Raw genomic sequence first — 14,700 nt, 5'->3', positions numbered from 1 at the left:
CTTAACGTAATTACAATATGATTTTTATGATTTAAAGGTTATTTGACTAAGATTTGAACCGATTGTCAGATGAATTTGAGGGTTGGTCGAAAAACAGTTTGAGTTGGATAATTTATAATATATCTTAGCATAGTTTTTATTAAGACTGCCCCACTTTCTTATAAAGAACCGAGTACTATAATGCCATGGTGATTAGTAAAACACTAACACTTATGGGTAAAATTACTTTGACTTTACGTTATTTTTTTTCGTTAAAAGGTTACGCTCTTTTGATAACGTTATTTTTAACTTTGTCATTTTCTTCTATTAATAATCTGGAATACGATTTATCGAGTTTTTATACTTTAGATAGTGATGGTGACGGTATTTTAGATTCAGTTGATATAGATGATGATGGTGATGGAATTATTGATACGAGGGAGGACAAGAATTTAGATGGTGATCATGACCATACGACCAGTCCTACAGATACAGATAGGGATGGAGTTCCAGATTATTTGGATGTGGATTCTGATAATGATGGGGTTTTGGATAATATTGAAGCCCAAGCTTCGAGAAGTTTTATAACTCCTTCAGGAACAGATAATGATAAAAATGGATTGGATGACGCTTATGAGACCGCTCCGGGAAGTGGCCAAGGCCTTATTCCCGTGGATACCGATGGTGATATTATTTCTGATTATTTGGATTTGGATTCTGACAACGATGGAATACTAGATAGCCTTGAATCCAGTGTGCTAAGTACTGATTTTGATTGTGAAACTGTACCGAAATTGAATTTCAGTAATTCACCTACTTTGGAATCAGGTGAGGCCCTAGGTGAAGGTGCAGTATATAGATTTTCAAATATTACAGATAATCTTGATGCATTGGTAACTATCGAAAAGGTAGTAAATGGTAGAATAAGTTCATTGGATCAGAATTTTAAGGATCCCGAATTTTTCAAACCTGAAATTCAATTTACGACATCAGATGAAATAAGAAGGCCCTTTGTTGATTTGCGTATTTCCATCGTGAAAACCGGAAATAATGAAATGGTTGTTCTTGATGAGTTGATTGCCAACTTTATCGACGTAGATGGCAACAAACAGTATCAGGAATTCAATAGGTTTGACACTCCAGTGAGTTATACTTATGACAATCCAACTGATGTTGGTGTTAACTATACATCCGGAGGTCTGTTGATTAACGGTGGAATGAAAGAATACCATGGTATATCCAATTCACATCCATCCGTTAATGTGGCTGTTGAGTTTGTGAACATAAGTACCTTTGTCTTTCGATTTGGAATACAAACTCCAACTAAGGATAATTTCACTACTAATGTCCCAAGGCAATCAGGAATTCAATTTTCCTGTATAGATAACTTTATTGATCCTCAAACAATTACTTTTAGTAAGGATATAGATTCGGATCGGGACGGCTATCCTGATAGGGTGGATATTGATTCCGATAATGACGGTATTCCAGACAATGTAGAGGCCCAAACAACTGACGGATATATTTGCCCAACCGGTCTTGATGATGATAATGATGGTCTTGATAATGCTTATGACAATGGTAATTTTGAAGGTTTAAACCCTGTGAATACGGATGGTACTGACAATGTTGATTATCTTGATGATGACAGCGACAACGACTTGGTTCCCGATAATAATGAGGGCAACGATTTTAATTATGACGGTATTCCTGATCAGAACTATACGGGTATTGATACAGATAACGACGGATTGGACGATGGTTACGAAGGTTCCGAAGTCAATGATGGTTTCGATGTAAACGATGAGATCGACAATCCTGCAAACTATCTTCCTGATACGGATGGTACTGATGATGTTAACTATAGAGATCTTGATGACGACGGCGACGGCATCGATACACCGGATGAGGATGCGAACAATGATGGTAATCCCACCAACGACGATACCGACAATGACGGTACACCGGATTATTTGGATCCTGACAGTAACCCAGTCCCCGATACCGATGGTGACGGTGTACCTGACAGCACAGACCTTGATGATGATAACGATGGTATATTGGATACTGTAGAAGATCCGAATATAGATGGGGACAACGATCCATTGACCGATGCTTTGGATTCTGATAATGACGGTAAGCCGAACCATCTTGATATCGACAGCGATAACGATGGTATTCCTGATAATGTTGAGGCGCAGACCACTTCAGGTTATGTGGCGCCTAATGAAGATGATGCTGCTACGTATGCATCTAACGATGGTGTGAACAGTGCTTATCCTACGGGGCTTACACCTGTGAATACGGATGGTACGGACAATGTTGATTATCTTGATGATGACAGCGACAACGACCTGGTTCCCGATAATAACGAAGGCAACGATTTTAATTATGACGGTATTCCTGATCAGAACTATACGGGTATTGATACAGATAACGACGGATTGGACGATGGTTACGAAGGTTCCGAAGTCAATGATGGTTTCGATGTAAACGATGAGATCGACAATCCTGCAAACTATCTTCCTGATACGGATGGTACTGATGATGTTAACTATAGAGATCTTGATGACGACGGCGACGGCATCGATACACCGGATGAGGATGCGAACAATGATGGTAATCCCACCAACGACGATACCGACAATGACGGTACACCGGATTATTTGGATCCTGATAATGGTAATACTGAGGAATTAGATGTTGTTGATGATGTTGTAACAACACCTATGGATATACCTATTGATATTGCCATATTGGATAATGATTTTGGAATCCCTACGGATGGTACGTTGACATTTACCGACCCATCGAACGGAACAATAGAAGTGAACGATGGTGGAACTCCAGACGATATTTCCGATGATACGATTACCTATACACCAAATGATGGGTTCGAAGGGACCGACAGTGTTGATTACACGGTATGTGATACCATGGGTAATTGCGATACGGCAACCATTACCGTTACGGTAGGGGAGCCAGTTGCATTGGATGTTGTTGATGATGTTGCAACGACACCTATGGATATACCTATCGAGATAGCCATATTGGACAATGATTTTGGAATCCCTACGGATGGTACGTTGACCTTGACAGACCCATCGAACGGAACAATAGAAGTGAACGATGGTGGAACGCCAGACGATATTTCCGATGATACGATTACCTATACACCAAATGATGGGTTCGAAGGGACCGACAGTGTTGATTACACGGTATGTGATACATTGGGCAATTGCGATACGGCAACCATTACCGTTACGGTAGGTGAGCCAGTTGCATTGGATGTTGTTGATGATGTTGTAACAACACCTATGGATACGCCGATTGATATTGCCATATTGGATAATGATTTTGGAATCCCTACGGATGGTACGTTGACATTTACCGACCCATCGAACGGAACAATAGAAGTGAACGATGGTGGAACTCCAGACGATATTTCCGATGATACGATTACCTATACACCAAATGATGGGTTCGAAGGGACCGACAGTGTTGATTACACGGTATGTGATACCATGGGTAATTGCGATACTGCTTCAGTTGATATAACGGTGACTAATAATAATCCTACACCACCAGAGGAGTTAGCTATTGAAGTGAATCAAATGGTAACACCAAATGGTGATGGTAGAAATGAATTCTTATTTATAAGAGGTGTAGACAAAATTCAACGCAGTTCTTTAAAAATCTTTAACAGATGGGGAGTTGCTGTTTATGAAGGCGAAAATTATAATAATCAAAATAATGTATTTGACGGTAGGTCAAGGGGGAGGTCAACTTTAGGGGTTGACGATTATCTTCCTGCCGGAATATATTTCTATATATTTGACTACACCACTTTTGAGGGTGAGAAGAATGTTGATAGTGAATATCTGTATATTAGTAGATAATAGTTTGTAAAATATGAATATTAGAAATAAGGTTTTAAGTCTACTAGGCGGTTTATTGTTAGTTTGTGGAAGTGCTGTAGCACAACAAGATGCGCAATACACCCAGTATATGTTTAACACCATGAGTGTAAACCCAGCTTACGCTGGCTCTAGAGGTCAATTAAGTATTGGTGCTCTATACAGGTCGCAATGGGTAGGCTTAGATGGAGCCCCTAAAACTCAAACATTGAACATTCAATCACCGATAAGAAATAGCAAATTAGCCTATGGTGTTTCAATAGTGAATGATGAAATTGGGAATGGTGTCGTGCAAGAAACCTATTTTGATGCCGTCATTTCATATACCATTGACGTATCTGCAGAAGGTAAATTATCATTTGGATTGAAAGCTGGAGGGAATTTGTTAAATCTAGATTTCACCAAGTTGCGTAATTTTGATGCTGAACCTGTTAATTCAGATAATATTGAAAATAAATTTTCGCCTAATGTGGGTGTTGGTTTATATTATCACTCTGATCGATTTTATGCTGGTCTTTCTGCACCAAATCTTTTACAAACAGAACATTTTGACAATTCTCAACAGACTGCTGGGAGTGTTCAATTTTTATCAAAAGAACGTATCAATTTCTATTTAATTACGGGTTATGTCTTTGATTTGAATGGTAATTTAAAATTTAAACCAGCATTATTAACAAAAGTAGTTGGTGGTGCACCTTTACAGGTAGACATGTCTGCCAGTTTTATGTTCAATGAACAGTTTACCTTCGGTGCAGCTTACCGATGGGATGCAGCCGTTAGTGCAATGGTTGGTTTTCAAATCTCTGATCAGTTTATGATTGGTTTGGCATATGATAGAGAAACTACAGATTTAGGAGGAACACAATTTAATGATGGATCATTTGAGGTACTCTTGAGATATGAATTGGTTAAATCTTTTCAAAGATTGGTTTCACCTCGTTTTTTCTAAATGGCAAACTTATATATGAAACATAGCGTAAAGTTTATTGTAGTAATCTTGTTTTTCTTTCATGGCTTCACTGAAGCTCAAGAACGACTAATTGAAAAAGGAAATGAAAAATTTGAAGCATATTCTTTTAGTCCGGCAATTGATATTTATAAAAAGGTATTAGATAAAGGCTTTGTATCTGCAGATTTATTAAGAAAATTAGGTAATTCCTATTACTATAACGCAGATTATAAAGATGCTGCTGATACATATAAGAAGTTGGTAGCAGAATATTCTAAAGAATTAACTGCTGAAGATTATTTCAAGTATGCCCAAACACTGAAAACGCTCGGAGATTATGATACTTCTGGTGCGATAATGGATAAGTTTAAAGAAATTACAAAAGGGGATGGTCGCGCTACTGCGTTTAATCAGGACCGTAATTTTATGGTTGAGATTGAAGAGAATTCTGGCAGGTATAATCTGGGGGCTTTTGAGTATAACTCACCTTATTCTGATTTTGCACCTTCATTTTATAAAGAAGGATTAATATTTTCTTCAGATAGGGATACTGGGAATTTTGCTAGATATCGTCATACTTGGAACGCTAAAGATTTTTTAGATTTATATGAGGTTAATGCAGATAGTTCTTCTTTAAATAACGTAAAGAAATTAGATGAAAATGTCAATACTCGGTTTCATGAGTCGACCTCTGTTGTTACTAAAGATGGGCAAACCTTATATTTTACTCGAAATAATTCTGAAAAGAAGAGAACAGTAAAAGATGATAAGGGTATTGTTCGACTAAAAATATTACGAGCAAAATTGACCGATGAGGGTTTATGGGGTGAAGTTGAAGAACTTCCTTTTAATAACGATTCATATTCAGTTGCTAACCCTGCTTTAAGTCCTGATGAGAAAATATTATACTTTGTATCAGATATGCCAGGTTCTGTTGGTGAATCAGATTTGTTTATGGTAACCATCAATCAAGATCGCACATTTGGCCCGCCTCAAAATTTAGGTCCTAATATAAATACTGAAGCGCGCGAAACTTTCCCTTACATTACAAGTGAAGAAATTCTTTATTTTTCATCAGATGGGCATCCTGGTTTAGGAGGTCTAGATGTTTTTGCTACTAAAATAAAAAGGCAAGATTTTACAGGTAAGGTCTTGAATGTTGGTAAACCCGTGAACAGTAATAGTGATGATTTTACGTTCATTTTTAATGAAGAATTAAAAACAGGTTATGTCGCTTCAAACCGGGAAGAAGGCTTAGGGTATGATGATATCTATAGCTTTATAGAGACAAAACCTTTGGCTTTTGATTGTATTCAAAAAGTTACCGGAACGGTAAGAGACAAAATTACGAATGAAGTTTTGGTAGGGGCAACTATTAAAGTTATTAATGAAAATAACGATGAACTTTTCTCAACAATTACTGATTCTGACGGTACATATAGTTTAGAATTAGATTGTAATAAAGGTAATTTTGTAAGAGCTTTAATGGAAGGCTATATTCCTTTTGAAGAGTACATTGGTATTTCTGATGGCAAACCAAAAATTATTGATTTTTATTTAGAGAGAGATCAAATTACGGCTGGCTTTGGAGACGATTTGGCCAAGTTGCTTCAACTAAGTACTATCTATTTTGACTTCGATAAATATAGTATTAGAAAGGATTCTGAAGTTGAGATTGAAAAAGTTATCGCTGCAATGGAAAAATACTCTAGTCTTAAATTAAAAGTGAATTCTCATACAGATAGTAGGGGACCAGCGGCCTATAATCTTTGGTTATCACAAAAAAGAGCTGAGTCTACTATTAATTACATGATTAAAAATGGTATTTCGACTGATAGACTAGTTAGTGAAGGTTATGGTGAAGCTAAACTTTTGAACGAATGTTCAGATGGTGTAAAATGTAGTGCAGCGAAGCATGATGTTAATAGAAGATCGGAGTTTATAATTCTAGAGTAAATTCCTATAAAATTTCAATAAAAAAGCAACCAAATTACTGGTTGCTTTTTTCGTTATAGATAATTGATAAATACCATTATTGATATGTTTAATAAGTTGATTTTCACTAAATAAACCTATTTTTTTAAGACATTAATAAATGAAATACTATTGTATATTATCAAATAAATTTACGGTTAACAGCAATAATCTATTCATTCACTTAGTAATAACCTTACTTCACAACAAATTTTAGGGCTAACCCACCTCTATGTTTATTTTAGCCAATGATTTATGTGATTTTTATCATTTTGATATAATCCAAAAATCATTGTCTTAAAACATATGAAATTAAAATACATATTTAATTTACTTATTATATCCATGTTTTATACATCAGTGTATGGTCAAGAGACCTACTTGGATAGATTTAGTAGTGTATCTTACTCAAACAATAATGGTTCTCAAAGTTTCTCTACTAATTGGATAGAAACCGGAGATACTGATAATGGTCCTAATAATCAGTATATTAGAATTAGTAATGATCGATTAGAGTTATATTATTTATACGGTGAAAATATCCGAAGAACGGCTGATTTATCTGGAGCTTCTTCTGCTACACTATCTTTCGATTGGCGAGCCATTAGTTTAGGCGGTAATAGAGATTTGGATGTACAGATATCTAATAATGGTGGAGCTAGTTATGCTAGTATTGGAACGATTACAGGAAACAATAATTCAGGAGCTTTTAGTCAGAATATTTCAGCTTATATTTCAGCAACTACAACAGTTAGGTTTGCAAAAACTAATACTAATTGGCGAAGTGATGATTACGCTTATATAGACAATTTTGAAATAACTGCAGTTTTTCCAGCTCCAATTCCTGTTATTGAAATAAACGATGTTACCATTGCTGAAGACGGGGGTAGTACTACTTTTGTTGTTTCTCATACAGGAACAAATGCAGCTGGCCCATTTACTGTTACCTTTCAAACTTTGGATGGTAGTGCAATTGCGGGGAGTGATTATACATCAACTAACGGGGTTTTAAATTTTAATGGGAATACAGGTGATACGGAGACTATTACGGTTCCAATAATTGATGATGGCCTTATAGAAGGTTTTGAAAACTTTACAGTTCAATTTACTACATCATCAAATCCTTCAGTTGATATAACTGATACCGCAACTGGTACAATAAATGATGATGATGCACTTATTATGACCAATGGCGTTACTATGAATACATGTAGTGATACATTTTTTGATCCAGGAGGTCCTTCTGATTACGCAAATAATTTAGACGTTGTCTATACAATTTGTCCAGATACTGCAAATACATATATTAACGTCGATTTTAATAGTTTTGAAGTAGTATCAGGAGATGTTTTGTATATCTATGAGGGTACCAATACAAGTGGAACTTTAATTGGTCAATATGACAGCTCAAATATACCTACCGCTATAAATTCTTCACATTCCTCGGGTTGTTTAACATTTAGATTTACGTCAGACGGAAATACTACAGGAGCAGGTTGGGAAGCAACCGTTAATTGTTTTCCTGAAGGGCCCATTATAATTATAGACGATATTTCTTTTGATGAAGATACAGGTAATGCAGTTTTTACAGTAAGATCAACAAGAGCTGCCCATGGTACTAATGTATTCTTGTTTGGATTTGTAAATGTATCATTTACAGTAGATTTTCAAACAGTTAATGGTACTGCACTAGCAGGAAGTGATTACACAGCAACATCAGGAACCCTAACTTTTACTGGAGCATTAAATAATGTTCAAACGATTTCTGTACCAATAGCAAATGATGGTATACCAGAGTTTGCCGAAGATTTCACTATTGAATTTACAGGAGCAAATGCACAATATGCAACTGTTAATTATACAGACACAGGTACCGGTACTATAAATTCTCAGATTTTAGCGAATGATCCTTTAACATTATTTCAAGAATTTGACGGTTATTATGACTATTCTACTACAGGTGGAACATTAAGAACAAGTGGCAATGGCAATGATCCCTGTGCAATAACAACCTCATCAACAAATAGATTAGTATCTCCAATACCTAATACAGGTATTGTTGAAAGAGCATATTTGTATTGGGCACATTCAAATACCAATAGAGATGCCAATGTCACCTTTGAGGGGCAAAGTGTTTCAGCAAATCTTTTATATCAGACATCTTTAACAAATAGAAATTTTTATGGTTATGTTAGTGATGTTACTTCAATCGTAGCAGCAATACCAAACCTTTCAACTAATGATTTTGATTTTAGTGGTTTGGATATTGATAATACTGGTAGTTATTGTAGTACCGCAACAGTTTTAGGTGGTTGGAGCTTAATTGTTTTTTATGAAGATCGTTCGTTACCAGCTGTAAATATTAACTTGTATCAGGGTTTTGATGGGTTAAGCAACGATGGTAATTCTTTTACACTAGATTCTTTTTATGCAATTGCTGGTGCAGGTGCTAAATCTACATTTTTATCATGGGAAGGTGATCCTGATTTAGCTTCTGGTGGTGCTAATCCTGAAAGATTAACAATTACCAATCAAGCCAATGTTACTTCCAGTTTGACAGGTGATGGTGGTCAAACGGGTACGAATGCATACAATTCAACAATTTATGATAATACTGTAGGTCCTGTTTATAATACAAGCAATATTTATGGGGTAGATTTAGATACCTACGATATTTCCTCATTTATCTCACCAGGTGATAGTCAAGTAACAACAAATGTAAATGTGGGTCAAGATTTTGTTATTTCTGCCGCTGTTGTTATAAAAGTACCATCTAATTTGATTGCAGGTAGAGTATTTGAAGATGTGAACTACCCTGGTGGAGTTGGAAGAAGTCAGGCTACCTCTGCTGGTATTGGTATCTCTGGCGCAATTGTAGAACTCTTTGATTCATCAGGTAATTTTTTACAAAGAAAAACCACCAATATAACAGGAAATTATTCTTTTGGGGGTATGGCCGATGGTGACTTCAATGTTAAGGTTGTAAGTTCCACGGTTAGATCTAACAGGAGTAATGGGTTAAATTGCTCGGCATGTTATCCCATTCAAACCTTTAGAATTTTTAGTGATACTGATGGAAATTTGTTCGATGTTATTGATGAAGTAGGAGGTGTCAACCCAAGTGCTACGCAAGATGTAGCATTAGGTATTATTAATGGTGCACAAAGTGTATCTACAGTTTCAGTTGAAAGTAACGGTATCGTCGATATTAATTTTGGTTTTAATTTTAGTACAATTGTAAATACGAATGAAACCGGTCAAGGTTCTTTGTCGCAATTTGTAATTAATTCTAATAATTTAGGTGAGGCAATTTTAGATGTGGAACCGAATTCGATTTTTGACCCTGTAGCTGGTGAAGATATTTCAGTTTTTATGATACCTAATACAAGTGATCCATTGGGTAGAACTGCTGATGCCAAGTTTTCTACTGGTTATTATGATATTGAATACTCCAATTTTAACCCTATGCCAATTATAACCGGTAGTAATACGGTAATTGATGGACGAACGCAAACGGCCTATACAGGAGATACTAATATAGGTGTTTTAGGGTCTGGGGGAAGCACCGTTGGAGTTTCAAATGTAGTCTTGCCAAACTATAATAGACCAGAAATTCAGGTATATCGAGATAATGGTGACGTATTTAAAACAACAGGAGAGAATGTAGCTATAAAAAACTTATCAATTTTTGCAAGTAATAATTCAGGTGTTAGAGTTGATGCAGGTTCGTTGTCTGTATCTAATAATATAATTGGTTTAGACGCTTCCGGGGTAACAACAAATGCTCTCAATATTGGTATTGAAAATTTAGGAGGAAATTTAATTGCAGACGGTAATTATATAGCAAATTCTAGTGATTATGCTATTTTGATAGATGGGGGTACTTCATCAATAATACAGAATAACCATCTCGCCAATAACGGGAATCAAGCATGTGATGATGCTATATTACTTATAGATGGTACAGGTATACAAATACTCCAAAATTTAATCGATACATCTGCATCAACCGCTATTGATGGTGAGGCTATTACAGGAGGTGTTATTATATCAGAAAATTCTTTAACTACGTCAGGTCAAGATGGAGGCAATTGTTCAGGTAATCCTCAACAAATGGCTATAAAATTAGCTGGTGATGGTTCAGACATTATCAGTAATAAGATTTATTCAAATGCAGGATCTGGTATTAGTATAATTGGTGGTACATCCAACCGAATTAGTCAGAATTCCATTTATGCGAATGGTACAGCTGGTGATGCGTTGGGTATAGATTTAGCTGATGATGGTGTTACTTTGAATGACACGGCAGATGGAGATTCAGGCCCTAACGGATTAGAGAATTTCCCTGTTATAGGAGGAGCATATATCTCAGGAAATTCTCTAGTTGTCACAGGTTGGGCGGCACCTGGAACAACTGTTGAAGTATTTTTCACAGATATTAACGAAGGTACTGCAACACTGGGTGATAATAAGTTAGGCCTAACACAAGACTATGGTGAGGGTCAGGTGTATATAGGTACTGCTGTAGAAGGGAGTGCGAGTGATCAAGATGGTTCTACTTCTTCATATTTAGATGAAGATGGTAATACTGATAATACCAATAAATATAAATTCACCTTTCCTTTACCGCCAGGTACGAATTTAGGCGATTTAGTGACTACCACGGGTACAAGGGCAAATTCTACCTCAGAATTTTCACCAAAAGTTGTAATAACTACTTATACCGTAATTACAAACAGACGAATTACCTACCGAATTAAGTCAAACTAATTTCTGTTTTTGGGTATTGAATTTTTAATTCTCATAAATAAAATTATGACTATTTTCCTCACTAATCTATCCGTATTTGAGGGTAGGTAATATCTCAATTTTATCTAAGCGTGACAGAATTTTAAAATTTTTAAAATTAAATTTTGGAGTTGAATTATGGAAAAATAATTAACTGTTAGAGCGCTCAAAAGTACCGAAATGACAGTACATAGTCGACAAACAACATTCATTTCAATGTAAAAAATAGAGAACCTTACCTCATGTTTATCTACGTATACGGTGTAAATATCTCTCTACACAACATTTATTTTAAGGTGCACTACTTATAATGAATATTTGTTTATTGTGATTGCCAGTGATCCGTCTTGTTGAAAAATAACCGGAACTATCTGAAAAACACATTTTGAACAACCTATATGACCAAAGAATTTTTGAAGGTGGAATTGAATATTAAAAGTATGAAGAGTCAAACTACTACAACCCTAGGTAAATCCATTAAATCCTTAATGGTATTATTTGCTTTACTGTTGTCAGGCATTTCTATAGCGCAAACCACAGTAACATTAGAAGACCAATGTAATTGTGAGGTTCTACAAGGAACTGATGTTTCTGCAGCAGGAGCAATTACGCCTGCCGGTGCTGATTTAGGTGATCTATATGTCAATACAAATACTGGAATCATTTACTATTGGAATGGAACAACTTGGGAGTTGACATCTACCGATAGTCAGCAATTACAGGGTTTTACTTTTGATGTAGCTACCGGTGAGTTAGTCTTAACATTGGAAAATGGAGGAACATCAAGTGTAAACCTACCTATAGAAACTCAAACTACGTTATCTGGGGTTTCGGCCACAGGAAACGCTATAGGTGTTTATGAAAATGAAAACGGAGACCTGGTTACTATAAATGAGACCATTACTTCAATAGTGGATAACAATGATGGTAATGTTACTTTGGTCAATGAGGCCGGAGCAAGTGTGACCATTTCAAAATCGGATATCACAGCAAATCCTGATGGAACATATACGTTCACGAACAATGATGGTAGTGATGTAACGATTGACACGAACGGATTGGTAATAAGCAATCTAGTTGTAGGTAACCGAATTGCGACACTGACAGAGGCAGATGGTACAATTTCTGATATCAATGAAACGATTACATCAATCATAGATAACAATGACGGTAATGTTACTTTGGTCAATGAGACGGGGGCAAGTGTGACCATTTCAAAATCGGATATCACAGCAAATCCTGATGGAACATATACGTTCACGAACAATGATGGTAGTGATGTAACGATTGACACGAACGGATTGGTAATCAGCAATCTAGTTGCAGGTAACCGAATCGCGACACTGACAGAGGCTGATGGAACCATTTCTAATATCAACGAAACGATTACCGATATTACGGGTACATCGACCACTGGTAATGAAATCGGTCTTTATGAAAAAGAGGACGGTACAACTATATCCATCCAAGAGACGATTACTTCAATAGTAGATAACAATGATGGTAATGTTACTTTGATCAATGAGGCAGGTGCAAGTGTTACCATTTCAAAATCGGATATCACAGCAAATCCTGATGGAACATATACGTTCACGAACAATGATGGTAGTGATGTAACGATTGACACGAACGGATTGGTAATCAGCAATCTAGTTGCAGGTAACCGAATCGCGACACTGACAGAGGCTGATGGAACCATTTCTAATATCAACGAAACGATTACCGATATTACGGGTACATCGACCACTGGTAATGAAATCGGTCTTTATGAAAAAGAGGACGGTACAACTATATCCATCCAAGAGACCATTACCTCGATAGTGGATAACAATGATGGTAATGTTACTTTGGTCAATGAGGTCGGAGCAAGTGTGATCATTTCAAAATCGGATATCACAGCAAATCCCGATGGAACATATACATTTACCAACAATGATGGTAGTGATGTAACGATTGATACAAATGGCTTAGTAATCAGCAATCTAGTTGCTGGTAATCGAATCGCGACACTGACAGAGGCTGACGGTACAATTTCTGATATCAACGAAACGATAACTAGTATAGCTGATAATAATGATGGTACAGTAACATTTACACGTGAAGATAATAGCACACAAACAATTTCTAAATCTCAACTTTCCGATAACTTAGATGGTACGTTTACATTTAATAATGGAGATAGCGCTCCTGTGTCCTTTGTTGGTACAGATGACCAGAATGCATCTGAAGTTAACTTAGCCACCCCAATTGATGTTGATGGTGATTTAGTTAATGAAACTACAGTTGAGGAAGCTATTGCAGATTTAGCGAATAGTAGTAGTGATAATCAGAACTTAACGGGGGCTAATTTAAATGGATCGAATCAACTTCAAATTGATATTGAAAATGGTGCGTCTACTACGGCTGATTTATCAACATTAAGTGAAACTGTACTAGCTGGTACAGGAGCAGTAACTGTAGATGATGATGGTAACGGAAATTATACGGTTAACTCTACTGATACAGATGAAGATGAAACCAACGAATTAGCGGTATTAGCTTCAGGAGCTCCAAGTACAAATGGGGTAAATTCTGGAGATACTTATGTTGATACTGATAATGGACAATTATATGCATGGGATGGAACAACTTGGCAACAGGTTGGTGGTAGTGCAATACCAGATGCCGACCCTGATCCAGAGAACGAATTATCTGATGTAATAATTACAGGAACACTTTTAGAATTGACCAATCCTGCTCCGGGATCAACCGGTGTAGATTTAAGTAATACGTTTGCTACAGATCTAGAATTGAGCGATGCCATTACGGCTAGTGAACTTGCAGATGGAGACAAGGATGACCAAAATGAGATACAGGACTTAACATATAATCCTAGTACACAGATTTTAAATATTACCAATAATCCAACTGCTACGGATATTGACTTATCATCTTTGGTAAATACTGACACACAAGATTTATCCATTGATCCAACAGGTAAAATAATTTCATTGGTAGATGGTGGCCAAGTAACAATTAATGCTGACGATGCGGACAATGACCCAAGAAACGAGATTACAACTGTTGGTGACAATGGAGACGGAACGACCACTA

The 14,700-nt window shown here is 36.4% G+C and carries 5 protein-coding genes; all 5 read left to right on the top strand.

Annotated features, from left to right (window positions below; translation table 11 throughout):
* The first annotated feature begins 212 nt into the window (after positions 1-212).
* Positions 213-3,878: a gliding motility-associated C-terminal domain-containing protein gene (locus AAC084_RS17435; protein ID WP_339841525.1), complete on the top strand. Its 3,666-nt coding sequence runs from the start codon at positions 213-215 to the stop codon at positions 3,876-3,878.
* Positions 3,879-3,891: 13 nt separating this feature from the next.
* A complete protein-coding gene (locus AAC084_RS17430) occupies positions 3,892-4,845 on the top strand; it encodes a type IX secretion system membrane protein PorP/SprF (protein ID WP_339841523.1) in 954 nt (317 codons plus the stop codon).
* Positions 4,846-4,860: 15 nt separating this feature from the next.
* On the top strand, positions 4,861-6,801 hold the full coding sequence (locus AAC084_RS17425) for an OmpA family protein (protein WP_339841522.1): 1,941 nt from the start codon (positions 4,861-4,863) through the stop codon (positions 6,799-6,801).
* Between the two features lie 324 nt (positions 6,802-7,125).
* On the top strand, positions 7,126-11,589 hold the full coding sequence (locus AAC084_RS17420) for a Calx-beta domain-containing protein (protein ID WP_339841521.1): 4,464 nt from the start codon (positions 7,126-7,128) through the stop codon (positions 11,587-11,589).
* 416 nt (positions 11,590-12,005) lie between these two features.
* Positions 12,006-14,700 (top strand): hypothetical protein (locus tag AAC084_RS17415; RefSeq protein ID WP_339841520.1); only part of this gene is annotated, 2,695 nt, incomplete at its 3' end.

This window comes from uncultured Maribacter sp. (genome assembly GCF_963977385.1).
GTDB lineage: Bacteria > Bacteroidota > Bacteroidia > Flavobacteriales > Flavobacteriaceae > Maribacter.
Note: the sequence above shows the minus strand (reverse complement) of the source record. Positions and strands in the feature narration are given on the sequence as shown.